Source organism: Acidobacteriota bacterium (assembly GCA_018001935.1).
Lineage (GTDB): Bacteria > Acidobacteriota > JAAYUB01 > JAAYUB01 > JAAYUB01 > JAGNHB01.
Genome location: JAGNHB010000051.1, coordinates 18598 through 43894, shown reverse-complemented (window position 1 = coordinate 43894; position 25297 = coordinate 18598). Strand labels below are relative to the sequence as shown.

The 25297-nt window shown below is 66.1% G+C and carries 15 protein-coding genes, 1 pseudogene and 1 riboswitch; of the genes and pseudogenes, 9 read left to right on the top strand and 7 right to left on the bottom strand.

Annotated elements, in window-relative coordinates; translation table 11 throughout:
* From KA419_16395 to KA419_16385, 3 genes are all read left to right on the top strand, one after another.
* Positions 1–180: hypothetical protein (locus KA419_16395; GenBank protein ID MBP7867513.1), on the top strand; the 180-nt coding region annotated here is incomplete at its 5' end.
* A 292-nt stretch (positions 181–472) separates the two neighbouring features.
* Positions 473–2164 (top strand): formate--tetrahydrofolate ligase, encoded by a 1692-nt coding sequence (locus tag KA419_16390; GenBank protein ID MBP7867512.1) that lies wholly within the window; start codon positions 473–475, stop codon positions 2162–2164.
* Between the two features lie 670 nt (positions 2165–2834).
* Positions 2835–3065: a hypothetical protein gene (locus KA419_16385; protein MBP7867511.1), complete on the top strand. Its 231-nt coding sequence runs from the start codon at positions 2835–2837 to the stop codon at positions 3063–3065.
* 223 nt (positions 3066–3288) lie between these two features.
* On the opposite strand, the gene KA419_16380 is transcribed toward KA419_16385, so the two are convergent.
* Together KA419_16380 and KA419_16375 are read right to left on the bottom strand one after the other, a co-directional pair.
* The gene (locus KA419_16380) at positions 3289–5538 is read right to left on the bottom strand and encodes a protein kinase (protein ID MBP7867510.1); all 2250 of its coding nucleotides are present in this window, start codon (positions 5536–5538) and stop codon (positions 3289–3291) included.
* Positions 5539–5583: 45 nt separating this feature from the next.
* Positions 5584–8175 (bottom strand): PAS domain S-box protein, encoded by a 2592-nt coding sequence (locus KA419_16375; GenBank protein MBP7867509.1) that lies wholly within the window; start codon positions 8173–8175, stop codon positions 5584–5586.
* 154 nt (positions 8176–8329) lie between these two features.
* Here KA419_16375 and KA419_16370 point away from each other — a divergent pair.
* From KA419_16370 to KA419_16360, 3 genes and pseudogenes are all read left to right on the top strand, one after another.
* Positions 8330–8479, top strand: a pseudogene (locus KA419_16370) (hypothetical protein).
* 245 nt (positions 8480–8724) lie between these two features.
* A complete protein-coding gene (locus KA419_16365) occupies positions 8725–9942 on the top strand; it encodes a threonine ammonia-lyase (protein MBP7867508.1) in 1218 nt (405 codons plus the stop codon).
* Between the two features lie 243 nt (positions 9943–10185).
* Positions 10186–10743, top strand: coding sequence for a hypothetical protein (locus tag KA419_16360; protein ID MBP7867507.1), 558 nt, complete (start codon positions 10186–10188; stop codon positions 10741–10743).
* Between the two features lie 152 nt (positions 10744–10895).
* Here KA419_16360 and KA419_16355 read toward each other — a convergent pair whose 3' ends face one another.
* The 3 genes from KA419_16355 to KA419_16345 form a co-directional block, all read right to left on the bottom strand.
* Positions 10896–11642 (bottom strand): hypothetical protein, encoded by a 747-nt coding sequence (locus KA419_16355; GenBank protein MBP7867506.1) that lies wholly within the window; start codon positions 11640–11642, stop codon positions 10896–10898.
* A gap of 164 nt (positions 11643–11806) precedes the next feature.
* Positions 11807–12868 carry a hypothetical protein gene (locus KA419_16350; GenBank protein ID MBP7867505.1) on the bottom strand — a complete coding sequence of 354 codons (1062 nt, stop codon included), beginning with the start codon at positions 12866–12868 and terminating at the stop codon, positions 11807–11809.
* Between the two features lie 133 nt (positions 12869–13001).
* Positions 13002–13667, bottom strand: a complete 666-nt coding sequence (locus KA419_16345; GenBank protein MBP7867504.1) for a hypothetical protein — start codon at positions 13665–13667, stop codon at positions 13002–13004.
* A gap of 722 nt (positions 13668–14389) precedes the next feature.
* Positions 14390–14513, top strand: a riboswitch (molybdenum cofactor riboswitch).
* Here KA419_16345 and pruA point away from each other — a divergent pair.
* The 3 genes from pruA (at position 14501) to KA419_16330 (ending at position 21528) form a co-directional block, all read left to right on the top strand.
* Positions 14501–16132 (top strand): L-glutamate gamma-semialdehyde dehydrogenase, encoded by a 1632-nt coding sequence (gene pruA / locus KA419_16340; GenBank protein ID MBP7867503.1) that lies wholly within the window; start codon positions 14501–14503, stop codon positions 16130–16132. Its footprint overlaps the riboswitch before it by 13 nt.
* 181 nt (positions 16133–16313) lie before the next feature.
* Positions 16314–17327 carry a hypothetical protein gene (locus tag KA419_16335; protein ID MBP7867502.1) on the top strand — a complete coding sequence of 338 codons (1014 nt, stop codon included), beginning with the start codon at positions 16314–16316 and terminating at the stop codon, positions 17325–17327.
* Positions 17328–18063: 736 nt separating this feature from the next.
* Positions 18064–21528: a CHAT domain-containing protein gene (locus tag KA419_16330; protein MBP7867501.1), complete on the top strand. Its 3465-nt coding sequence runs from the start codon at positions 18064–18066 to the stop codon at positions 21526–21528.
* Positions 21529–21540: 12 nt separating this feature from the next.
* On the opposite strand, the gene KA419_16325 is transcribed toward KA419_16330, so the two are convergent.
* Together KA419_16325 and KA419_16320 are read right to left on the bottom strand one after the other, a co-directional pair.
* Positions 21541–23595: a cache domain-containing protein gene (locus KA419_16325; GenBank protein MBP7867500.1), complete on the bottom strand. Its 2055-nt coding sequence runs from the start codon at positions 23593–23595 to the stop codon at positions 21541–21543.
* A 202-nt stretch (positions 23596–23797) separates the two neighbouring features.
* The gene (locus tag KA419_16320; GenBank protein ID MBP7867499.1) at positions 23798–25297 is read right to left on the bottom strand and encodes a hypothetical protein; all 1500 of its coding nucleotides are present in this window, start codon (positions 25295–25297) and stop codon (positions 23798–23800) included.

The following is a 25297-nucleotide window of genomic DNA, read 5'->3' as shown; positions in this document are numbered from 1 at the left end:
AATGCTCTTCTCGTTTTTTGGAAGGCCGTCCGGGAAAATCCGGGGCCGAACCGATTTCCGTTTTCACCCGGCCCGAAATTCGCCCCCGCCCATCCTCAGCGCCGCCTGATTTTTTGCGAGGGCATCAAGGCTGATAGGCTGAAGGTTGATAGGCTGAAGGCTGTTAGGCTGAAGGTTTGAGGTGATTTCTTGGGGTGAGTTTCGGGATCAGAATCGGGATCGGAGTCGCAATCGCAACCGGCAGCGCACCGGCGGCGAACCGGCCGCGGACCGGTCGCAGACCTGCGGCGCACAGGCGGCGAACCGGCGGCGGACCGGCAAAGGACCGGCAACGCTAAGGCCTCGGGCTCCGACCTTCAGTCTAACAGCCTTCAGTCTAACAGCCTTCAGCCTAACAGCCTTCAGCCTATCCACCTTCAGCCTGACAACCTCCCCGCCGCGACCCCATGAATCGAAGGAAAAGGAGAACGACATGAGCACGAGCCTGACCGACATCGACATCGCCCGTTCGGCCCGCCTGGACCCCATCGCCGACATCGGCGCCAAGCTGGGGCTCGCGCCCGGGGACCTGGTCCCTTACGGCGACCACAAGGCCAAGGTGAAGATGAGCGCCATCCGGCGCCTGCTGGATTCCGACGGCTGCAGGGGCCGCCTGATCCTGGTGAGCGCCATCACCCCCACCCCGGCGGGGGAGGGGAAGACCACGGTGAGCATCGGGCTCTCCCAGGCCCTGCAGCACATCGGGAAAAAGACCGCGGTGGCCGTCCGGGAGCCTTCCCTCGGTCCGGTATTCGGCGTCAAGGGCGGCGCCGCCGGGGGCGGCTACTCCCAGGTCCTCCCCATGGAGGACATCAACCTTCACTTCACCGGCGACTTCCACGCGGTGACCACGGCCCACAACCTCATCGCCGCGGCCCTGGACAACCAGCTCCACTTCGACAACGCCCGCCGCATCGACGCCCGCACCCTCTCCTGGCGGCGCTGCCTGGACATGAACGACCGGGCCCTTCGAGACATCGTCATCGGCCTGGGCGGCAAGCTCAACAGCGTGCCCCGGGAGACGGGCTTCGACATCACGGCCTCGTCGGAGATCATGGCCATCCTGTGCCTCTCCACCAGCTACGCCGAGCTGAAGGAGAAAGTGGGGCGCATCACCCTCGGCTACACCCCCGAGGGGGAGGCGGTGCTGGCCCGCGACCTGAACGTCCAGGGGGCGGTGACCGCCCTGCTCAAGGACGCCCTCCTGCCAAACCTCGTCCAGACGATCGAGCACGTGCCGGCCTTCGTCCACGGCGGGCCCTTCGCCAACATCGCCCAGGGCGCCAACAGCATCCTGGCCACGAAGCTGGCCCTGAAGACCGCCGACTTCGTGGTGACGGAAGCGGGCTTCGGCTTCGACCTGGGCGCCGAGAAGTTCTTCGACATCGTCTGCCCCTACGGCGGTTTCCACCCCTGCTCGGTGGTGCTCGTGGCCACGGTGCGCGCCCTCAAGATGCACGGCGGCGTCCCGAAGAGCGAACTGGGCAAGGCGGACCCCGACGCCGTCCTGCGGGGCCGGGGCAACCTGGAGAAGCACGTGGAGAACATGCACAAGTTCAAGGTCAACCCCGTGGTGGCCGTCAACCGCTTCCACTCCGACACCCCGGAGGAACTGGAGGCCATCCGCGCGATCTGCCGGGAGGCCGCCGTGGAGTGCTCGGTGGTGGACTTCTGGGGTCAGGGCGGCAAGGGGGGTGTCGAGCTGGCCGAGAAGCTGACCTCCTTCCCGTGCCGGCCCGGCTGCATGCGGCCGTACCAGCCCCTCTACGACTGGGCCCTGCCGGTGGAGGAGAAGGTCCTGACCATCGCCCGGGAGATCTACGGCGCCGCCGCGGTGGACTACCTCCCCAAGGCGAAGGCGAACCTCAAGACCATCAAGCGGCTGGGCCACGACAAGCTCCCCGTCTGCATCGCCAAGACCCAGAATTCGCTGTCGGACAACCCCGAGCTTCTGGGGCGGCCCAAGGACTTCCTCGTCACGGTGCGGGAGGTGGTCCTCTCCTCGGGCGCCGGCTTCCTGGTGCCCATCACCGGCGAGATCATGCGGATGCCCGGCCTGCCCAAAACGTCGTCCTTCGAGAAGATCGACGTGGACCCTGACGGCAACATCACGGGGCTCTTCTGATCCCCTCTCACGCCGAGGCCGATCGCATCGGTATCGGAATCGGTATCGGTATCGCTATCGGTATCGCAGTTGGTCTCGCAATCAAAAGTTTTTTAGACGCTTTCGTGGCTGCGGTCTTCCTTTGCGAGCTTGGCGCCTTGGCGAGAGCCGATCCAGATCATTATCTCGCAAAGGCGCAAAGCTCGCAAAGAAAATCGGGTCGCCGGGGATGCGGCCAGTGGGCGTGAAAGCTCGTCTTCACTCGGTCGCCGCGTGTTCTGAATTCTTCGCTCGCGTGGTTCGTAGTTCACTCTCCCATCCATCCGTGTTCATCCGTGGTTTCTTTCCGGAAATGAAGCGGGTGTTCGTCGATACCAACCCTTTCGCGGCCGTTCCCGCGCAGAACGTTCACGAGGAGAAGGGACGTTGTGTGGCCAGGAAACAACGGTCGTCGGGGAGGAGGGGTAAGTGAAATGAGAACCGTTTTTCCCAACTTTGGTACTCCTCATACTCCGTGGGCGGAAACCTCCCGGCCGCTCGTCCCCTCCACGGATGCCCGGGCGGCCATCTGCCTGCCCCGGGATGTCGAAACCCTTCGGGAACGCGAAACGTAAAACCCTGCGTCGGTCGGGCGGGTGACACACCCCGAGCCGGCACGCTTCGGATGATGTCGCCCGCAAGGAGGTCACCCATGTTGTGTTGGGAGCGGTACCGGGAGTGGACGTCCCGGCAGTTTTTCAGCGTGGGGGTCCCGCTCGTGGTGGCCGGGTTGGCGCTCTGCTCCCCCTGGCCCTTGCGGGAAGGTCTGCCGCCCTTCTGGGACGGCTTCTGTGTGGGGCTCGGGGCCGCGATGACGGGGTGTTCCGTCGCGTTCAACGTTTTGGGGCTCTGCCGTGTCCGGGAGGAGTGGGGCCGGGGTTGAAAGGCCTCCTGCCCCGTAGTTCGTACGCGTCGTCCCGACGCGGACCACCGGGTGACCGGAGGCCACGAAATTCAGAATTCAGGATGCTGGAGGAGGAGACAGCCCTCTGGAGGCCCTGGTCGGGAGACCGTGAACCGGAGACGGCGCCGGGTCGGTTCACGGTGATGGGAAACACCGCTTGGCAACGATTTTCCTTTAGAGCGCCTGAGCAGCCTCAGCCTCCCTATCGTTCCCGCTCGATGATCAGGTTCACCGTGGCGCCGGCGGTGCGGGCGGAGTAGGGGCCGTCCTCGGGCAGGGGGAAGATCTTGAAGCGGAGAAGGCGGTCGTCGTCGAGGGGGTCCTGGTCCCAGACCTCCAGGGTGATCCGGCTCTGGGGCGTGATCTGGATGCGCGCCCCCTCGTCCCAGACGGGGGCGTTGTTCTTGAGGAGGGTTCGCGAGCGGTAGACGGCGATATCGTCGCGCAGGACCACGAAATAAGGGTCCGGGGAGGCGGGGTTGCCGGCCACGGTGTCGCGGAGCGGAAGGTTGGAGGCCGAGACGACCCGGATTTCCACCGTTCCGGTGAAGCGCGCCAGCCGGTTCGACCAGTGCCGGAGCCGCTCCTCGGCGTAGGGTTTCCGGAACGGGGTCCGCGCCGTCTGGATGAAAGTGCGCCAGGCGTCCACCGCTTCGCAGATCCGGGTGCCGCTTCCCGTGTCGATGTCCTCGGCCTTCTGGAAGGCGTTCTTCTCCCACTTCCACACCCGCAGCATCATCTCGGCGTCGGCGCGGCCGGCGAGACGGCCGCAGTCGGCGAGGTACGCCTCGAGCTGGCGGATCCGGTCGTCGTAGGTCCCGGTGGTGGTTGATTCCAGGGCCTTGATCCGGTTCAGTCGGGACCGGCACTCCTCGGTGGAGGGCGACGGGGGCCTCGGGAGCGGGAGTGTCGGCGGCTTGGGGAGGGGGGAGATGGCCGGCGGCCTGTCCCGTTCCGCGGCGGCCGGCGGGGGCGATTCGACCTTCCCGGGGGCGGGTCGGGGGGGCGGCCCCGGAGGGGAGGCCGGGGGAAGCTCCGGGGCCGGTGCGGCGGCTTCATCCGGACGCCTCCCCCCCCGGGTTTCAGGCGCGGGCAGGGGCGCCGGGGTGACCGTCGCGGGGGCCGAGAGACCCCGGCCGGCCTCGCCGACGGCCCCCGGCGCCGTCTCCCCGGGGCCCGGCGCTTCGGGGGATGCCGCGGGTGTCGGTTTACCCACCAGGCCCGAGGGCGAGTTGAGTAAAAACCACAGGCTGAAGGCCACGCCGCCCATCACCAGGAACAGCACCAGGAAACCCGCCAGCCGGGAGACCCGTCCCCGGTGGCGGGGGGGTGTCGCGGCAGGCCCCGGGGTGGCGGTCAGGGCGGCCGACCTGCCGGGTGTGGGCGGGCCCACGGGGTGCGTGGCGATGGAACGGGACGCCCAGTCGGGGATGTCGCCCGTCGCTCCCTGCCCGTCGAGGATCTCGTGGGCCAGGGCGGCGGGACACGCGGGGAAGGGGCCCGGGGCCCCGGGCGCGGAGAGGTCGTCGAGGCGCTCCAGCGGCCGGGCGCGGAGGCTGGCCGAGGCCTTGCCGGTGCACTCCGGGCAGAATCCGTCCTCGGGAAGCACGGCGCCGCACTCGGGGCAGACGCCCGTTTCGCCGTCGGCGAGGAAGTCCCGGAGCATGGCGGTGAGTTCCCGGGCGGAACAGCGCTCCGAAGGCTCCTTGACGATGCAGCGCTGCACCGCGGCGCGGCTCCGGGACGGCAGCGTCGCGACGCGGTCGGACCAGCGCGCGGGGTCCCCGGTGGCCAGGGCGCGGTACTCCTCCACCGATTTGCCCCGGAAGAAGGACCGTCCCTGGACCATTTCAAAGAGAATGACGCCGATGGCCCAGAGGTCGGACGCCAGGACCGGGTGGCCCTGGAACTGCTCGGGGGCCATGTAGGCCGGCGAGCCGCAGCCCGTGGTGGTCGCCCCGGAGACGCCGAGGCGGGCCGTGCTGAAGTCGGTGATCCGGGTGTGGTCGTCCGGGTCGAGGAGGATGTTCGACGGCTTCAGGTCGAGGTGCGCCACGCCCTGCTTCCCGCCGATCCGGAGGCTGTGGAGGTAGTCGACGGCCTCCGCGATCTGGGCGGCGATGGCCAGCGCCCGCTCCTCCGGCAGGACCCGGCTCCGGTGGAGCACCTGCCGGAGGGTTTTCCCCGGGACGTACTCCATGACCACGGCCAGGCAGCCCTCGATCCGGCCGACGAAGTGCACTTTTACGATGTTCGGGTGGTCCACCGTCTGGAGGAGGGAGGCGCCGCGCTCCTCCATGGCCTCGCCGCAGTCCTCCCGGATGATCTTCAGGGCGATCTCCCGCCCGCCGGAGGACGGGTCCGCGGCGAGGTAGACGTCGGCGAAGGCGCCCGCCCCCAGGCTGCGGACGATGCGGTACCCGCCGAAGGTGTCCCCGGATTTCAGTTCCATGTCCCTTCCTGGACCCCCCCCGTCAGATAGAGCCCCGGACGGGGGTCAGGGTTCATCGTCGCCCGTTACCGGGTCGGTCGCCCCGTCGTCCCGGCGGATCGGGACGGTGAAGAAGAAGGTGCTCCCCTCGTCCTCCCGGCTCTCGACCCAGATTCTTCCCCCGTGATGCTCCACGATCTGCCGGGAGATGGAGAGCCCGAGCCCGGTCCCCTGCATTTTGCCCGAGAGGGTGTCGCCCACCTGGTGGAACTTGTCGAAGACACGCTCCCGGTCGCGGGCGGGGATGCCGATGCCCGTGTCCTGGACGATGAACAGGACGTCCGTCCCCACGACCCGCACGGCGCAACGCACGAAGCCGACCGGGGTGAACTTGACGGCGTTGGAGATCAGGTTGATCATCACCTGGATCAGCCGCTCCCCGGCCACGAAGATCTCCAGGTCCCCGGACTCGATCTCCACGTGCATCGCCAACCCCTTCTCCTCGATGAGGGAGGCCGTGGCTTCCACCGCCCGGGTGACGATGTTCGAGACCTGGATGGGGGCCATCCGCCACTCCATCTTCCCGGCCTCCAGGCGCGAGATGTCCAGAACGTTGTTGATGAGGGAGGTCAGGCGTTCCCCCTCGCCCAGGATGATCCGGAGGTTCGATTTCATCTGCTCCAGGGTCGAGCGGTTCCGGTCGTCCATCATCGCGTTGATCTGGGGCACGAGGGATTCGCACTTCTTCCGGAGGATCTTGGCGAAGCCCATGATGGAAGTCAGCGGGGTCCGGAGTTCGTGGGCGACGAAGGAGAGAAAATCGGTCTTGGCCCGGTCCAGCTCTTTCAGCTTCTCGTTGGAGTGGATCAGCTCCTCCTCCACCCGGCGGCGGACGGTCACCTCGGCTTTCAGTTGCTCCACCAGGCGCCGGAGTTCCTCGGTCCGCTCCTGGACCTTGGCTTCCAGTTCCTCCTTGGCGCTCTGGAGGGCCGTTTCCATCTGCTTGCGGCGCGTGATGTCCCGGAAGACGCCGAAGGTGGCGCAGACCCTCCCCTCGGGGTCCCGCCGGGGCGACGCGGTCACCAGGAGGGTCCGTTTCTCCCCGGAGTGGCGCCGGATGCCCAGTTCGTACGTGGACTTGGACCCGGAGGCCCGGGCCCGGGTCTCCGCCTCGAGGGTGCCGCGGTCCGCTTCGTCGATGAACTCCGTGAGGTTGCGGCCGACGAGGGTGCCGGGCGGGACGTCGAAGATCTCGTGGGCCGCCGGGTTGGCGAACTGGAAGCGCTCGTCGAGATCGACGACGCCGATCCCCTCCTCGACGCACTCGAAAAGGGTGCGGAAGCGCTCCTCGCTCTCGCGCAGCTCCATGTCGAGCCGGTAACGCTCCGAGACGTCCTCGAGGATGCCCTCGAGGTACTCCACCTCCCCGTTCTCGTCGAGGAAGGCCTGACCGGTGTCCCGGACCCAGATCTGCGAGCCGTCGGACTTGCGGAAGCGGAAGACCTTGCTCTGGGTCCCCGGGCTGCGCTTCCACTCCTCGATGAGGCGGACCCGCTCCTCGGGGGACTCGAACACGGACTGCGCCTGGCACTCGCGCATGAACTCCTCGACGCTCCGGTAGCCGAAAATCGTGGCGGCCGCCGGGTTGGCATCGAGGATCCGCCCGTCGGGGCTCGTGCGGTAAACGCCGACGGGGAGCTGGTCCGTGAGTTTCCGATACCGGCCCTCGGCGATCTGGATCTCCCGCAGGCGGTCCGAGAGGGAGCGGAGGAAGAGCACCATGGTGACGAGCTGCCGGAGGATGGAGGCCTCGTAGGGGCTCGTCTCGCTGCTGTAGTCGAGGGCGAGCAGGCAGAGGTCGCGGCGGAGGCAGGCGACGGCGCTCACCGCGGGGACCCCCAGGGACCGGATGCTCTCGAGGGCGGGCGACAACCCGTTCACTGTCTCGCCGGGGTTGAGGCGGACCATTTCGGTCTGCCCCTCGCCCGGCAGGGGGAGGGTGTACTGGATCTGCAGGTCGAGGGCCGACCGCCCCGGGTACGGGGCGCTCCCGGTGTACTGGTGCCACCGCCAGCCGCCCTCGGTTTCCCGCATGCCCACGATGACCGTGCGGGGCCGGGCCCGTTGCGGCTTGTTCCGGCCGAGGATGAGGTCCACCATCCGGTCGAGGTTGGTGAGGAAATCGAACTCCAGGGGATTGAAGGCGGTGAAGAGCGACTCCCCGTAGTCGGAGATCTGGTTGGCCAGGAGGTAGGCGTGGTTCAGCCGGTCGTTGAGGCCCCGCATCTTGAGGAGCATCCGGATGCGGGCGCTGATCTCCTCCCGGTCGAAGGGCTTGGTGAGAAAGTCGTCGGCCCCCGCCTCGATCCCCTTGATGCGGTCTTCCCTCGAGCTCAGCGAAGTGAGCATGATGACGGGGATGTTGCGGGTCGCCACGTCGTCCTTGATCTTGCGGCAGACGTGGTAACCGCTCAGGACGGGCATCATGATGTCCAGGAGGATGAGGTCCACGCGCTCCCGGTCGACGATCCGGAGGGCTTCGGCCCCGTTCTCGGCGGTGAGCACCTCGTAACCCCACGGCAGGAGCATGGCCTGGAGCAGCATGAGGTTCCGGGTCTCATCGTCGACACACAATATCTTGGGAAGGTCTTTTTCCATGCCTTCTTCGAATTCGCCCCGATGATGGGAGCATTCTAGGGCCGGAGGCTTTGCAATTCAAGAAAAATGCAGGGGCGGCATGGCGGAGAAAAGAGATGCGGAAGCGGAAAGGGTGTGGTAAAGAGGGGAAGCGGGGCCGCGGGATTGAAGCGATGGGAGTCATGGGAGTCATGGGAGTCATGGGAGTCGTGGGAGTCGTGGGAGTCGTGGGAGTCGTGGGAGTCGTGGGAGACGTGGGAGTCGTGGGAGACGTGGGAGTCGTGGGAGTCGTGGGAGTCGTGGGAAGGATGGGAAAAGTGAATGACGGGGGAGGCGTCGGGAGGGCGGGGTGTTGTGGAGGCAGTGCCGAAACTGCCGGGTACCCGGGCCCCCTCCACCTCCCTGCCGCCCCCCGCCCCCACAATTCCCCTGCTTCGCACAAATCCCCTGATTCCCACAATTCCCACAATTCACACATTTCACACATTTCACACATTTCCTGTGAGTCCCCTTCCTCCCATGATTCCCCTCACTCCCCTCCCCCTCTCCCGCATCTCCCAAGGAGGTCCCATGCCGCTCTCCCTCGATGACATCCAAAAAGCCCGCGAGCACCTTTCCGGCGTGGCGCGGCACACCCCCGTCATGCCGTCGGGCACACTCGCCGCCCGCTGCGGCGCCGACGTCTGGCTCAAGCTGGAGAACCGCCAGAAGACCGGCTCCTTCAAGCTGCGGGGCGCCTTCAACAAGATCTGTTCCCTGACCGACGCGGAGCGCGCCCGGGGGGTGTGCACCGCCTCGGCGGGCAACCACGCCCAGGGGGTGGCCTACGGCGCCACCGCCCGGGGCACCCGATCCGTGGTGGTCATGCCGGAGACGGCCCCCCAGGCCAAGGTCCAGGCCACCCGCGGCTACGGGGCCGAGGTGATCCAGCACGGCGAGGTCTACGACGACTGCGTGGCCAAGGCCCTGGAGATCGCCGCCGAGACGGGGGCCAGTTTCGTCCACCCCTTCGACGACGAGGCCGTGATGGCCGGCCAGGGGACCCTCGCCCTGGAGATCCTGGAAGACCTGCCCGAGACGGGGACCCTTCTGGTCCCGGTGGGGGGCGGGGGGCTCATCTCCGGGGTCGCCGTCGCCGCCCGGGCGCTGCGCCCCGACATCCGCATCATCGGCGTGCAGGCGGCGGTCGTGGCCTCGTCGCGGGTGTCGCTGGAGAAGCGCGAGATCGTGACGCTCCCGGGGGTGAAGTCCCTGGCGGACGGCATTTCCGTCGCCACCCCGGGAAAGCGCACCTTCCCCGTCATGGAAAGCCTGGTGGACGACATCGTCACCGTCACGGAGGAGGAGATCGCCCTGGGGATCTTCACCCTGATGGAGCGCAACAAGATCGTGGCGGAAGGCGCCGGGGCCGTGGGCGCGGCGGCCATCCTGGCGGGGAAGGTGCTCTCCCGCCGGCCCCTGGCCGTGCTGATCTCCGGGGGCAACATCGACATCGCCATGGTGGCCAAGATCATCGAGCGCGAACTCATCGTCGTGGGGCGCCGGATCTCCTTCACCGTGGAGATCCCGGACCGGGTGGGCCGCCTGGGGGCCCTCATCAACCACATCGTCTCCCTGGGCGGCAACATCGTCAAGACCCGGCAGGACCGCAACTGGGTGGAGCGGGGCCTCGACTACGTCTCGGTGAACTTCGAACTGGAGGCCCAGACGCCCGAGCACGCCCACCGGATCCAGGAGGAGCTGCGCAAGGCCGGTTACGAACTCCGCCCCGAGTTCCACCGGGAGTGACGCAAGGAACGATAAACCACTAATCTCACTAATCTTCACTGATCATCCTTTCGGAGACCTTTCCGAAGAAACACAAAGACGAGTTCAGGCCCGGGCGGTTCCCGGAGCAATCATCCTCCATTCCTGATGATGAGTGAGATTAGTGGTCCAGATCCGGTTGGGGATTGACAAACCGGGACCGGGGCTTTAAAAGGGAAGCAGGCAACGCGTTCCGAACAAGATTTTTCCGGGGAGGGAAACCGCATGAAACACCCGATCTGCTTTGCGCTGGCGCTGACATTCTTCGCCGGCCTGGCCGTGGCCCAGCTGCCGACCAGCCTGGAGGAGTTCAAGGCCCGGGTCGCCGTCGAGGCCAAGGACCCGGAGAAGGCGGTCAAGCTGTGGTTCGACGCGGTCTTCGTCTACATGACCAGGGACAAGGAACTCGGGGCGAGCCTGATCACGGAGATGATGAAGGACAAGAACTGGCGCACCGCCATGCGTTACAAGTACTTCGTCGAGCGGCTCAACGGCGCCCAGCACATCTTCCGCAGCTACGCGGTGGGCGCCACGCCGGAGAACGACTACGCCATGGACCCGGAGAACTACCAGCTCGACGTCACGGTGGTCAGCCGAAAACCCTTCGCGGACAAGGCCGAGGGAGAATTCGTCAAGCTCAGGCTGGTCTCGGGCGGCGCGGTGAGCCCCCGGCCGGCGACGGTGGAGCAGAACAGCAGGGGGGAGTACAAACTCTACGAGATCGGGGGCCTCTACACCGAGGTCAGGATCCCGAAGAGCCAGGACAAGAGAAAGGACTTCTGACGTCCTCGATGACCGTGCCACCGGTTTCCGGCCGATGGCGCGAACACAGGGTCTGCGGTCCTGTTTGGGCCGTTCCCCGGCTTTCGGCGAACCCACCCCTGCCGACGATCACGGGGTCGTGGCCCGCCGGGCGGCGATCCCCGCGGCCGCGCTCACTTCGCCTGGACAACGGTGAAGTTGAGCCGCTTCTCGTTGTTGGTCTCGTTTCCTTCGTTGACGGTCCGCTCCTTGTCGACGGTGAAGGTGGGGCCGTAGTTCTGGGCCTTGTTCAGCTTGATCTTGTAGACGATGGTGTGCTTCGCCCCGGGGGCCAGCTGCGGGACGCTGTAGAGGGTCGGCGTGAAACTGATCTGGGCCTTCGAAGGCGGGGCGGGGGCGTTGCCGGCGTTCTTCACCACGCCGGTGAAGGTGATCTCGGTGGCGGTAGTGGGACTCGTCGGGCTCATGGTGAAGGCATCGACCACCAGGTCGGGGTTGGCGGCCGTGACGTAGAACGACAGTTCTTTCTTGTTGTTGTCGTTGTTCACTTCCACTGACTTCGGTTTGATCTGGACGACGAAGGTCGCCTTCCCCGCGGCGGTGACTTTCATCTTGAAATCGATTGAAAAACTGGCGGCCGGGCCCAGGGCCGGGACGTTGAAGTCGGTCGCGAAGGTGGACGACCCGTACCCCCCGGTCTGGAGGCGGTGAGACCCCGTGGTGGCCTGGGCGGGTTCCTGGCCGATGTTCTTGACGACGACAGTGAAGGTGACCTCGGTGGACGTGGTGGGGGCCGTCGGTTTCAGGGTCAGGCTCGAGACGACCAGGTCCGGCTTTTTCTGGCCGCACAGCCACAGCCCCGCGACCCCGAGGCACACCAGTACAAGCACCAACCGTGCGAGGGCTCTCTTGTTTCTCATGCGATGCCTCCACTCGTGAAGATATTTGAAATTAGCGGTTTAAATCAACCTGACCCCGTAATGAACCACGGCGCTACACTCCCGGAAGCCCCGGGTGTGCGTGCGCCATTGCGACGGACCTGCGGCCGGCGCCGTCAGGCGCCGGCCGCTGAACGCGTTTGCACCTACTTCGCTTGAGTGATGGTGACTAACCGTTGATAGGGTGCGTTATCATTCTCAACTAATTCGGGAATGGCATTCTTGCAGTCCACCTGGAATATGATCTTATGTTGTCCGAGGATCAGTTTTTGTTTGTGGACGACGGTGTACTTCCCCCGGGGGCCAAGGGGGGGGACGTCCATGACCTTATAGACCTCGGATGCAGTCCCGAACTGGGCTTTCGACGCCGGAGCGGGCACGTCGCTGAGATTCTCGACCATACCGGTCATGGTGATTTCCGTGGCGGGGGTGCCTGTCATTGGGGAGACCACAAAATTGACTACCCTCAGATTGGGCTTGGCTTCGATTACCGTGAAGCGGATCTGTTTCGAGTTGTTGGTCTCGTTGGATTCGTTCACCTTGTTCGTCGCGTCGATGGTGAAGGTGGGCCCGTAGTTCTGTGCCTTGTCCAGTTTAATCCTGTGCGTGACCTTGTATTGCGCCCCGGCTTCCAATCTCGGAACGTCGAAGAGCTGGGTCGAGACGCTGAACTGGGCCTTGGACGGCGGGGCGGCGGACGTGCCGGCGTTCTTTATCACGCCGGTGAAGGTGATCTCGGAAGTGGTCGTCGGGCTCGATGGGCTGATGGTGAAGGAATCGACGACCAGGTCGGTGCCGACATCCTTGACGGTGAGGTAGATCTGTTTCGAGTTGTTGGTCTCGCTGGACTCGTTCACGACACCGGACTTGTCCACGATGAAGGTGGGGCCGTAGTTGTTGGCCTTGTCCAGCTTGATCTTGAGGGTGACGTTGTGCTTGGCGCCGGGGGCCAGCTGGGGCACGTCGAAGAGCTGGGTCGAGAGGCTGAACTGGGCCTTCGACGCCGGGGCGGGGGCGGTGCCGGCGTTCTTCACCACGCCGGTGAAGGTGAGTTCTGCAAGGACCGTGGGGTTGGCGGGGCTGAAGGTGAAGGCCTCGACGATCAGGTCGGGCTTCTTGACCTCCGCGCACAGGATGCTCACCGAGAGCCCGGCGCACAGGCAAACCACCGCGAACGCAAGACGGGCAGGGGATCCCTGGTTTCTCATGCGATGCCTCCTCATGCTCTGCGAGTTTTTCCGGCTGTTGCTGAAACGGTTCACTGATGCTGACAGTCTACAGGAACCGAAAAACGAGGTCAACCGTCAATCACTGCCTGCCGGCCGGTGACACGGACCACGCCTACTTCGCCTGGGTCACGACGAAGAAAATCTGCTTCTCGTTGTTGGACTCGCTGGACTCCGCCACGTCCCGCATCCGGTCGACGGAGAAGGTGGGCCCGTATTTCTGGGCCCGGTCCAGCTTCATCTTGTGGATCACGGTGTACCTCGCCCCGGGGGCCAACTGCGGCACGTCGAAGTACTTCGTCGCGACGCTGAAATGGGCCTTCGACGCCGGGGCGGGGGCGTTGCCGGCGTTCTTCACCACGCCGGTGAAGGTGATCTCGGTGGCCGTGGTCGGGCTGCTGGGGCTGATGGTGAAGGATTCCACCACCAGGTCGGGGTTGGCCGCCGTGACAGTGAAATGGATCTGCTTCGAGTTGTTGGTCTCGCTGGATTCGCTCACGTTGCTTGCCTTGTCCACGGTGAAGGTGGGCCCGTAGTTCTGGGCTTTGTCCAGTTTCATCTTGAGGACGACGGGGTGCTTCGCCCCGGGGGCCAGTTGGGGCACGTCGAAGAGCTGCGTCGAGACGCTGAACTGGGCTTTCGACGGCGGGGCGGGGGCGTTGCCGGCGTTCTTCACCACGCCGGTGAAGGTGATCTCCGTGGTGGGGGTGGGGGAGGCGGGGTTGATGGTGAACGAGTCGACAATCAGGTCGGGGTTGCCTGCGGCAACGGTAAAGTTCAATGTTTTACTGTTGTTATCCTTTCTTTCGTTTGATGTGGAGGGGACAAAGGCCACAGCAAAGGCACTCCCGCTACTTGTAATTTTCATTTTTCTTTCTATGGTGTGGCCAGCGCCCGGACTTAAGGTTGGAAAGTCGATGCTAATTGGACTGCTAAGACCGCCGGCCGTGACTTTGAAAGATACCTTGCCTGGAGCGGCTGGCCCTTGGCCGATGTTCTTGATGACGATGGTAAAGGTGATTAGGGTGTCCGTGGTCGGGGCTGTCGGCTTCATGGTCAGGCTTTCGACAGTCAGGTCCGCGGATTTGTGCCCCGTAACCTGTGCATTCAATGAAAGAACCGCCAATCCAAGAGACACCAAAACAAACACAAGTCTTGCACGGAATCCCTTGTCTCTCATGCGACACCTCCTGTTCTGCCGATATTTCAGATTGTCTATCGCTCGATTCAGTGATGATGACAGTGTATAAAAAGAATAAACAAATGTCAACCAGCGGATGACCAGCGTTACGGCCGGATTGCCTGACATGCGACTACGAAAGGAGAACCCGTATTCTCCTTGCATGAATTCCTCCTTTCGAACGGGAAAACCGGGCCAGACGCGCTTTGAATTCGTCATTTTTCGTCATCATCCGTGTTTATCCGTGTCCATCCGTGGTTGAAATCCGGCTTGCCCTTTCCCCGCATCGAAAGTATGATAAGCACTTGTCCGTTCGGTCTTTGATCGTCCGACGTCTCCGAGCCGCCCCCCGCTAAAGCCCCCGGCCACGCGGTGCGGCCGACAGGGCCGGTCGGGAAACCGTCCGTGCCTCCCATCTTTGGAAAGGAGAGTGTATGAACGCCATCCACCACATCCCCCAACCCTTCAACGAGTCCGTGAAGACGTACGCCCCCGGCTCGCCCGAGCGCGCGGCGTTGAAGGAAGAACTGCAAGTGCTGCGCGCGGCGGAGATCGAGATCCCGCTCCTCATCAACGGGCGGGAGGTCCGCACCGGCAATTTCGGCGCCTGCATCGTCCCCCACGACCACGGCCACGTGCTGGCCCGTTTCCACAAGGCCGGCCCGAAGGAGCTTCTCCAGGCCGTCGAGGCGGCGAAGGCCGTCTGGCCCTGCTGGTCCCGCACCACCTGGCAGGAGCGCGTCGCCATCTCGCTGAAGGCCGCCGAGACCGTGGCCGGGCCCTCCCGCATGCGCCTCAACGCCGCCACCATGCTGGGGCAGAGCAAGACCTGCCACCAGGCCGAGATCGACGCGGCGTGCGAGCTCGTCGACTTCCTGCGCATGAACACCTTCTTCATGCAGCAGATCTACCAGATCCAGCCGGAGAACTTCCAGGCCACCTGGAACCGGCTCGAGTACCGGCCGCTGGAGGGCTTCGTCCTCGCCGTGGCCCCCTTCAACTTCACCGCCATCTCCGGGAACCTGGCCATGGCGCCGGCGGTCATGGGGAACGTGGTGGTCTGGAAGCCCGCCTCCACCGCCGTCTACTCGTCCTGGGCCATGATGCGGATCTTCCAGGAGGCCGGCCTGCCCGACGGCGTCATCAACTTCGTGCCCTGCGACTCCGCCGCCGTCACCGAGGCGCTCCTGCCCCATCCCGACCTGGCGGGGGTCCACTTCACCGGGTCCAACGCCGCCTTCGACAAGATCTGGAAGGCCGTCGCCGGCAACATCGGGCGGTACCGCTCCTACCCCCGCGTCGTGGGCGAGACGGGCGGCAAGGACTTCGCGGTGGTGCACGGGTCCGCGGAACCGGAGGGCGTGGCCGCCTGCCTCCTCCGGGGGGCCTTCGAGTACCAGGGGCAGAAGTGCTCCGCCACCTCCCGGGCCTACGTCGCCCGGTCCGTCTGGCCCGCGGTTCGGGCGTCGCTCCAGGCCCAGCTGGCCCGGGTGAAGGTGGGGCCGGTGGAGGACTTCTCGAACTTCATGGGCGCCGTCATCGACCGGAAGTCCTTCGACACCATCGCCGGGTACCTCGCATACGCGAAGGGCAGCCCGGACTGCACGATCCTCCACGGGGGCGGCTGCGACGACCGGGAAGGCTACTTCGTGGAGCCCACGGTGGTGCTGACCACGGACCCCCGCTGCCGGCTGATGGAGGAGGAGATCTTCGGCCCCGTGCTGACCGTTTACGTTTACGAGGACGCGGACTATCGCGAGGTCCTCGACCTGTGCGACGGGACCTCCCCCTACGCCCTCACGGGGGCCGTCTTCGCCCGGGACCGGGGGGCCGTCGTCACCGCCGACGACCGGCTGCGCCACGCCGCCGGCAACTTCTACGTCAACGACAAGACCACGGGGGCGGTGGTGGGCCACCAGCCCTTCGGCGGGGCGCGGGCCTCGGGGACCAACGACAAGGCCGGCTCCATCTACAACCTGCTCCGCTGGGTGTCGGTGCGGACGGTGAAGGAGTGCTTCCGCACCCCCCGCGACTTCGGATACCCTTTCCTGAGCCCCGAACCGTGATGCGGCCAACCTCATCGGTATCGGTATCGGTATCGCAATCGCAATCGCTATCGATGCCCCATGGGAGTTATGGGAGTTCTGGGAATCATGGGAATCATGGGAATCATGGGATAGGACGGGATCGCCGGGCGCCGGACGGGCCCGGCCCCCTGAAGGCAAGATTACGATTCTGGGAGGAATGATGAAAGCGAAGCTGGTTTTGACGACTCTGCTCCTGGTTCTGGTCGGCTTCATTGCCAAGGCCGAGAACAACGACTTCTACGACAACACCCCGACGACGGCGCTGACGGGCCCGCTCACCCTCGAGGTCGGCGGCGAGGTGGCCGCCCCGGGCAAGATCGACCTGGCGTCGCTTCCCCTGCGTTCCGTCATCGTCCGCGAGGCGGCGCCGGAAGGGAAGGGGAGCCGCTTCGTGGGGGCCTACCGCTACGACGGCCACTCCCTCTTTGACATCCTCAAGGAGTACGAGGTGAAGAAGAAGAGCGCCGGCCTGAGTTCCGTCATCGACCTGTACGTGGTGGTGGAGAACGCGAAGGGCGAGAAGGCCGTCCTGAGCTGGGGGGAGATCTACTACCCCGTGGCGCACCACCGGGTGCTGATCGCCACGAAGGCGGCGCCGATCATCCCCACCAAGACCGGCGAGCAGTGGCCCCTCCCGAAGGAGACCCGCCTGGTTTGCGCCGACGACCTGTTGACGGTGCGCGGGGTGACCAACCCCTCGAAGATCACCGTGGTGTCGGCGGCCTTCGACGCGCCCGACGGGCCCCGGCCGGCCAAGCTCACCAGCCCGGAGATCCGCCTGGCCGGCGGCACCGGGAAGGATGCCGTCATCGCCGGGTTGCCCGCGGGCGCCGAGCGGCGCGTCTACCCCACCGTCTTCTACGGCCGGGGGAAGGGCTTCCACGGCACCGAGGACTTCGACGGCGTCCTGCTCAAGGACGTGCTCAAGCCGCACTTCCCCTCGGACCCGAAGGCCCTAACCCGGGGGTGGTTCCTGGTGGCGGCCCCCGACGGCTACCGCATCGTCGTGACCGCCGCGGAACTCTTCAACCGGAACGACTGCCGCGAGTTCCTGATCATCGACCGCGGGAAGGACGCCGACGGCGGCCGTTTCAGCCTCTTCCCCGCCTGCGACTACTTCTCCGACCGCGCGGTGAAGGCGGTGAGGGAGATCCGTTACCAGGCGGTGGAGTAGCCGGCCGGGGCCGCCCGGCCGCGCGGCATCAAGCGACCCGGGGCCTGAAAGGACGAAAGGACCAAAAGGACCAAAAGGACCAAAAGGACCTAAGGGACCTGTAGGAGCGGAAGGGCAGTAACGGTTGAAAAACCGGACCTCCGCCCTTCAGGGCCTTCAGGCGCTTTAGCGGTTGCGTTTTACCAAGGTGTTGTCGATCCCGGTTGCCTTCCGAGGCCACGGTTACCGGGCGAAGTCCCGGGGAAAAGCGTAAGAGCTTTCCGGGATTCTCCGTGCATCCGGCTTCCTGGCAGGCCGGGGGGGGACGTTCGAGAAGACGGGGCCGCCGGGCGGGTTTTCCCGCCTCCAGGAGTCGATCGCCAACGCGTCCTCACCCATAGGGGTGAAATGTTTGTAGTAAAAGCGGTTGTTTTTTATTTCCCCCCCGCGCGCCGCCGGGGGTGAACCGTGCTCCGGAGCACCCTCCCGGCCGGCGGCGCGCGGGGGAGGAGAATTTTTATAACTGCCATTTCTACAAACATTTCACCCCTGACGGGGTGAAGACGCTGCGGGCATGATCCCGGTGGGGCGAAGACGCAGAGGGAATGATTTTGACAGGGTGGGGACGCAGCGTACATGGCCCTGGCGCGGTGAAGACCCGAATTAACCCTCTGGCCTTTTTCGGCCCCCCATCCAGGCTTGAAAGCGCGCCCACGAAGCCTGTACAATGAAGGCAGACCTTCGCTGGAGGCCGTGGATGACGAACCCGGGCCCGAGAATGATTCGCCGCCTGTGGCCGATGGTGGCCCTCTGGCTGGTTTTCCCGGCCATGCTGTTCCCCGTTTCGCCGGTCAAGCCCGGCCGGGCGGGGACGGGCGTGGTGGTGGAGTCGGTCTTCCCGGGCTCCGCCACCGAGCGGGCGGGGCTCCGGTCGGGAGACGTCGTGCTCTCCTGGGAGCGCCTCCCCGCACCCCCCGCCAATCCGAAAAGAGCCCGGGGCAAGGTCCGGGACTTTTTCCGGTGGCTCGACCTGGTCTGGGAACAGTCCCCGCGGGGCGCCGTGGTGCTCGCCGGCTTGCGGGACGGTCGCGGGGCCCGTTGGGAAGTTCCCCGGGGGGCGTGGGACATCACCGTTCGTCCCCGCTTGTCCCCGGAGGCCGAGGCGCTGTTCCGGGAGGGTGAAGCCCTCGTCAAGGCAGGGCGGGCGGAGGAGGGGGTGGCCCGGTGGGAGGAGGTGGCCCGGCGGGCCGCCGACGCGGGTGACCGGGAGACGGCCTGCTGGGCGGGGCTTCGATCGGGGGAAGCCCTCGCGGCGGCACGCCTTCCGGAACAGGCCCACCGGGCCCATGCCTCCGCGATGGCGACGGCTCGGGGGATTCGGGATCCTCGGCCCCGGTGGGCGGTGTCCCTGGCCGAGGGGGATGCCCGGTTGCTCGGGCGGGATTTCGTCGGCGCCGCGGCGGGTTTCCGGGCCCTGCGGGCGGAAACGGAAGCGCTGTGGGGAGAAAGCCTGCGGCTCGCCCTGATCCTCCGCAGGCTCTCGAACGCCGTCCGGCAGAGTGAGCCCTCCTCGTTCAGCGAAGCGGAACGCCATGCCCAACGGGCCGTAGCGCTCTCCGAACGATTCGCCCCGGACAGCCTGGCCATGGCCGATGCCCTGTTCAGCCTTGGCCTGGTGGCCTTCTGGGAGGTGAACCATCCCCGCGCCGTGACGCTCTGGGAGCGTGCATTGGCCATCGCGGAAGAACAGGCCCCGAACGGCGACCTGACCATGCGGGTCCTGTATTACCTGCTCGACGCGGCCCAGTGCCGGGGGGATATCCCGCAGGCGAAATCTTTCTGCGAAAGAGCGTTGCACATCAGCCGACTCCGGCAGCCCGACGGGATGTTCACGGCCCGCATGCTGTGCACCCAGGGCAACCTGTACTGGATCGAAAACAATTTCGATCGGGCCGAAAAATCGGCCCGGGAGGCGCTGGCCATCCTGCAGCGGAACCCCCCCAACCCCATGCTGCAAAGCATGGTCTACGGAATCCTGGGACTGGTGTGCTCCGGCCGTCTCGACTGCCGGGGGGCGCTCCACTGGCACACGAAGTCCCTGGAACTGGCCAGGGGAGCCGGCGGAGAACCATCCCTGGAGTATGCCAACCGCCTGGCCCACGTGGCGGAGGCCCTGCTTTGCCTGGGAGAGCTCGACAAGGCCCGGGAGTCCTACCGGGAGGTCCTGGACCTCATGCGGGCGGTCTCACCCGACCTGCCGGACATCTTCTTCATCCTCGAATATCTGGGGAGGATCGACCAACGGGCGGGCGACCTGGACGCCGCCCTCCGGCGGTTCGACGAGGCCCTGGCTTTCGCGAATCGGGTCGGCCTCTCGGCGCGGTTCAAACTGCTGGCGCTTTTCGGGATCGAGGACATCCGCCTGCAGCGGGGCGACCTCGCGGGGGCGGAGGCGGTCGGCCGGGAGGCCCTTGCGATCGCCACGCGGCTGATGCCGGGGACCCTGAAGGAGTCCCATGCCCTTGGGGTAATGGGGCGGATCTGCCGTCGTCAGGGAAGACGGACCGAGGCGCTGAGCTGTTACCGGGACGCGATCTCCGCCCTGGAGCAACAAATGAGCACGCTGGGGGGCTCCGATGAAGACCGGGTGGATTTCCGGTCGAGGTACGCGGCCCTTTACCGGGAGTACCTCGAACTCCTTCTCGAAGCGGGTGAACCCGGGGAAGCCTTCCATACCCTGGAGCGCTACCGGGCGCGGACGTTCCTGGAAATGCTGTCCATGCGGGAACTCGTGTTTCCGGGGGAGGTCCCGGAGGCCCTCGATGCCGAGTGGAAAAGGCTGGCCCTCGAAACGGACGCGGCCCGGAGGGCCCTGGCAAAGCACGACATGAAGGCGGATTCCCGGGAGATCGACGCCCTTCATTCGAGGCTCCGTGAACTGCAAGCCTTGCGCGAACAGTTGATGGTCCGAATCCGGGAGGCTTCCCCCCGGCTGGCCTCCCTGCGTCGGCCCCAGCCCCTGGACACGGAGGGAGCGCGTGCCGCCCTCGACCCCGGCACCCTGCTGCTCTCCTACAGCGTCGGGACGGACGCAATCACGCTGTTCGCGCTCTCCCGGGAAGAGGGCCTGTCCGTGTTCCCCCTGGCGGCGGGACGGGAGCGGCTGACCCGGGAGGTCACCGCCTTCCGCCGCCTGATTACGGCCGGGGCCACCTCGCCGGCCACGCGGAACGCCGTCACCGCCGCGGGGTGCCGGCTCTACGACCTGTTGGTCCGGCCGGCGGAGTCCCGGATCGAGACTTGCCAGAGAATCCTTGTCGTCCCCGACGGGCCCCTCCACGCCCTCCCCTTTGCCGCCCTCGTTCGGAAGGCTCCGGACGGCGACCCGGAGGGGGACTGCCTGGTGGCGTGGCGCCCCCTGCACACGGCCATGTCCGTCACGGTCTTCGACGAGTTGAAACGCTGCCGGGATAAGCGGGGAACCGCCGACGCCGGCCCCGTCCTGGTGTTTGGAGACCCGGTCTACCCACCCCGCGGAGGGTCCGGCGGGGAGGCCGGGGAGCCGAACGGGGACCCGCCGCTGCATGCTTTGCCCGCGGGACAGGGGCCCCTGGTTTCCCTGCCGTTCACGCGGGCGGAGGCCGAGTCCATCCGGGCCGTTTATCCAGAAGACGCCCATGTTTTCCTGGGGGAGCAGGCCACGGAGGAAAGGGCGAAGGCTGCGGGACGGGACGTGCGCATTCTCCACTTCGCCTGCCACGGGATCCTGGACGAACAGAACCCCCTCGAGTCGGCCCTGGCCCTCACCGTACCGGCGACACCCGGCGGGGGTGACAACGGGTTTCTCCAGGCGTGGGAGGTCATGGAACGGATGCGTCTCGAGGCCGAACTGGTGGCGCTTTCCGCCTGCAATACCGCCTTGGGTTCGGAGGCCGGGGGGGAAGGGCTGGTCGGGTTGACCCGGGCCTTCCAGTACGCAGGGGCCCGGAGTGTCCTGGCCTCCCTGTGGAGCGTGGCCGACGAGACCACGGCCGTCCTGATGCGCCGGTTCTACCAGTGCCTCGCCACGGGCGTCAGCCGGGACCAGGCCCTTCGGACGGCGCAGATGGAGTTGCTTCGCGGCACGGCCCGGGTCGAGGGGGGAAAAGGGGACCCCGAGCCGGTCGATGCGTCCCACCCGTTTTTCTGGGCTGCGTTCCAGTTGGTCGGGGACTGGCGATAGGCCGGCGGGAGTTCAGCCGGTCGACTCGGCCGGGATGGGGAGGCTGAAGGCGAAGGTGCTTCCCCGGCCGGGCTCGCTCTCCACCCAGATGCTCCCGCCGTGGTGCTCGACGATCTGCCGGCAGATGGGAAGCCCGAGGCCGGTGCCGCGCGGTTTGCCGGTGAGGGTGTCGCCCACCTGCTTGAACTTCTCGAAGACCAGGTGGTGATCTTTCGGGTCGATCCCCGCCCCCGTGTCGACGACACTCGTGATCAGTGCGGTCCCGTTCCGGCTCACCCGGCAGGTCACGGCCCCCCGCTCGGTGAATTTCACCGCGTTCGAGAACAGGTTGATCAGCACCTGGATCAGTCGGTCCGGGTCCCCCGTGACCCGCGGCAGGCCCTCCTCGATCTCGAGGACCAGGGGGAGCGCCTTGGCGGAGAACAGGGCGTTCGAAGCCGACGCGGCGCGCCGGACCACCTCGCCGAGGTCGAGGGGCTCCGACTTCCAGTCGATCTTCCCCGCCTCCATCTTGGAGAGGTCGAGGAAGTCGTTGACCAGGTCCGTGAGCCGCTGGCCTTCCGAGACGACGATGCCCAGGTTCTCCGTGATGCGCTGGATCGTCCGGGCGTTCCGGGGGTCGTCCCGGTCGAGCTGGGGGAAGACGATATCGTCCAGCATTTTCCGGATGATGCAGGCGAAACCCAGCACCGAGGTCATCGGTGTCCGAAGCTCGTGGGAGACGGTGGACAGGAAGGAGGACTTCATCTCGTCCAGCTGGCGTAACTCGGTGCAGGCCTTCTCGAGGTCGAGGGTGCGCTCCCGGACCTTCCCGTCCAGCGTCTCGATGTCCTTCCGGAGCTGGTCGATCATGGCGTCGAAGGAGCGGGCCAGGTCGCCGATCTCGTCGTTGCGGGAGATGCCGCAGCGGACCGTGAGGTCGCCGGTCTGGACCTTACGGGCGAGGCGGGAGAGGGTCTCGATCGGCCGCACCAGTCGCCGGACGAAGAAGTAGCCGATGCCGATGGAGAGCAGCAGCACGAGCAGCCCCAGCCGGAGAATGTCCCCCCGGAGGATCCCCGCGCTCCGTCCCAGTTCGTCCAGGTAGACCGACGAGGCGATGTACCAGTCGAAGCCCTTGAAATACTTGACCCAGGCAACCTTTTCGTGGACGTAGTTCCCCTTGTCGGTCGGCTTGTCCCACTTGTACACGAAGCTGTAGTCCGGCCACCAGGCGGCTTCCATCAACCCTTCCGCCAGCGGTCGGCCGCTGACGTGGTCGGAGAAGCCGGAGATGTCGGTCCCCTCCAGCTCGTGGTTGGGGTGGATAATCATCCGTTTCTTCGAGTCGAAGATGAAGAGGTAGCCGGTGTTCGCGATCCGGATGCCCCGGATCTTCTCCCGGAGCTCGTTCACCGCCCGCTCCTTGCGCCGGGCCACCTCCTTTTCCACGTCGTCGATGTAGACGCCGGTCCCGATGACCCAACCCCAGGGCGCGAAGGTTTTCGCGAAGGTGAGTTTCTCCAGCGGGGTGCCGTTTTCCAGCTTGCACCACCAGTACCGGCTGAACCCCCCTTCCGGGTTCGACAGGGCGGCCCGCACGGTGGCGGGGATGAAGAGGAGACCCCGGGCGTCCTTCACCGTGGACATGTCCCTCCCCACTTCGCCCGGCAGGGGGTGAGCCAGGGTCCGGGACTGGTAGTCGACGATGAAGATGTAGTTGTTGCCTGCGTAACGGAAGGCGGTGATGTCCTCCAGGCAGCGCTTGCGGGCCTCGGCCTCGGAGCACTTGCCGGCCCGGTACTGGTTGTAGATGCTCCGGAGGTGAGACTCCACCGAGAGGATGACGCTCCGGAGCTCCCGCCGGTGGGCGTCCAGGGCGTACTCCTGGAAGGCCTCGATGTCGCTGTGGCTGCGGCTGGCCAGGTCGTGAACGTTCTGGAGGATGGTCCGCGCGGCGTTCTCCTCGTTGTCGGAGATGGACCGGTTGATGAGGGGGATGGAAAGGTAATTCAGCAGGGCGGCGTGGATGACCACCAGGATCACGATGGTGGCGAAGATCTTCAGGAAAAGCCGGGACGTCAGCATGGCTCGGATCCCTTCGTGAAAAGGAAATCGTTCCGATTATCACCGGAATTTGCAGGAAATCAAGAAAAATCTGGAATGATCATACCCTTGATATTGCAGAGTTTCTCAGCAGCAGCCGGGTTGCCGGGGAACCGGAAGGTGCACCGCGCCCCCCGGGGGCCGGGGTCGGACCGGCCCTGGGTGCGGGGTTGGACGCGAAAGCTCAGAGGCGGACTTTCGTGCCGAAGGTGTAGAGGATCTCCGCCCGGAAGAAGTACCCGTTGTCGCCGTGCCGGTAGAAGCTGCCCGGCAGGAAGATCTCGTGCAGCACGTGGCCCTTCCAGTTCTTCCCGATGGAAAATTCGCCCTTGACGACGACGTAGGTGCCCCGCACCCGTCCCCCGGCGACGAGGACCGGGTTTCCGGGGAAGGGGTGGAAGGAGAAGAGGCGGTACAAGGTGGCCTTGACGGTCAGCGGCTTCCAGGGGGTGAAGCCGGCCTCCGCCTGGAACATGTGGAGGTTGGTGTAATAGGCGACGCCCCGTTCCGCGACCATGGCATAGCCGAGGTATTCCCCCCACTTCGGCCACCGGGAGAACGGGGGGTCCCACCCCTCGTATCCCGGGGTCGCGGGGTCGTCCCCCGAGAGGCCCCACCAGCCGGCTTTCAGGAAGGGTTTGCCGGTGCACGCGAAGGTTTTCGTCCCGTAGAGGTAACCTCCCCAGGCGCGGATGGGGGTGTCGGGGGCCTGCCCGCCCAGTTGGCCGGCCCACTCCGTGGTCAGGCCGAAGCCCTTCCCCAGGTTGGCGACCAGGCGAGCGCCCAGGTTGTGGATCGAGCGGTCGGGGAAGTAGTGCAGGTTCGTGGGCCGGAAGATGCTGTGGTAGGCCCGCTTGAAGACGTAGTACGCCTCGACCTGGGCCCGGGGGAGGGCCTTGGTGGTGAAATAGAGGGCCAGGGCGTCCTGGTTGGTGTCGACGTAGGGGCGGTGTTTGTTGTTGACGGTGAAGAAGTAGTGCTCGTCCGCCGGGTTGCGGACGGCCATCAGGTCGAGGGTGGACTTCCCCCACGAGAACGTGCCGATGGCGGCGTTGTAGAAGAAACTGCGGGACCCGTCGAGGGGCGTGCCGTCCATGAAGATCAGGCCTTCCCCGCGCTGGATGTCCTGGCGCCCGATCTTCACGGAGAACCCCGGGAAAAGGTCCTTCCGCTCCAGCGTGCAGGTCTCCACGACCGCCTCGTCGGCGCCGGTGCGGGGGTAAGTGGAGAAGACCTTGCGGCACTCGTCCACCATCCCGAAGGTGAAGCGGAGTTTCCCGGGCAGCGGGGCGGACGCCCAGGCCCTCACCCTCAGCCGGACCTGCGACCGGGGGTCGCCGAGGTCCGACCACATGTCGAGGTTGTCGTACCCCTCGTAACGGAGCCGGACCTGGAACCCGACGTCGATGCCGGGCTTGTCGACGGGTTTTGGGACGGGTGCTTTTTCGGCTTCCTTGTCTTTTTCCTTCTTTCCGCGCTCCCCTTCGGGGGGCGTCTCCCCGGACGGCTCACCCCCGGTCCCGGCGGTCTGCGCCCGGGGAGGGGCTGCCGGCGCCGGTTCGGCCGCCGGGGTGCTGCCCCCGACGGACAGCCAGACGGCCAGCCAGAGGAGGACGGGGAGGGGCGCCCGCCGAAGCGTGCGTCGCAGGGAGGGACCGAAGGCTTCCGAAAGTCCGTGTCGCAT

Excerpts from the sequence above, each read along its gene's own strand:
- KA419_16390 (MBP7867512.1), top strand. The coding sequence starts at position 473 with ATGAGCACGAGCCTGACCGACATCGACATCGCCCGTTCGGCCCGCCTG.
- KA419_16385 (MBP7867511.1), top strand. The coding sequence starts at position 2,835 with ATGTTGTGTTGGGAGCGGTACCGGGAGTGGACGTCCCGGCAGTTTTTC.
- KA419_16380 (MBP7867510.1), bottom strand. The coding sequence starts at position 5,538 with ATGGAACTGAAATCCGGGGACACCTTCGGCGGGTACCGCATCGTCCGC.
- KA419_16375 (MBP7867509.1), bottom strand. The coding sequence starts at position 8,175 with ATGGAAAAAGACCTTCCCAAGATATTGTGTGTCGACGATGAGACCCGG.
- KA419_16365 (MBP7867508.1), top strand. The coding sequence starts at position 8,725 with ATGCCGCTCTCCCTCGATGACATCCAAAAAGCCCGCGAGCACCTTTCC.
- KA419_16360 (MBP7867507.1), top strand. The coding sequence starts at position 10,186 with ATGAAACACCCGATCTGCTTTGCGCTGGCGCTGACATTCTTCGCCGGC.
- KA419_16355 (MBP7867506.1), bottom strand. The coding sequence starts at position 11,642 with ATGAGAAACAAGAGAGCCCTCGCACGGTTGGTGCTTGTACTGGTGTGC.
- KA419_16350 (MBP7867505.1), bottom strand. The coding sequence starts at position 12,868 with ATGAGAAACCAGGGATCCCCTGCCCGTCTTGCGTTCGCGGTGGTTTGC.
- pruA (MBP7867503.1), top strand. The coding sequence starts at position 14,501 with ATGAACGCCATCCACCACATCCCCCAACCCTTCAACGAGTCCGTGAAG.
- KA419_16335 (MBP7867502.1), top strand. The coding sequence starts at position 16,314 with ATGAAAGCGAAGCTGGTTTTGACGACTCTGCTCCTGGTTCTGGTCGGC.
- KA419_16330 (MBP7867501.1), top strand. The coding sequence starts at position 18,064 with ATGACGAACCCGGGCCCGAGAATGATTCGCCGCCTGTGGCCGATGGTG.
- KA419_16325 (MBP7867500.1), bottom strand. The coding sequence starts at position 23,595 with ATGCTGACGTCCCGGCTTTTCCTGAAGATCTTCGCCACCATCGTGATC.
- KA419_16320 (MBP7867499.1), bottom strand. The coding sequence starts at position 25,297 with ATGCGACACGGACTTTCGGAAGCCTTCGGTCCCTCCCTGCGACGCACG.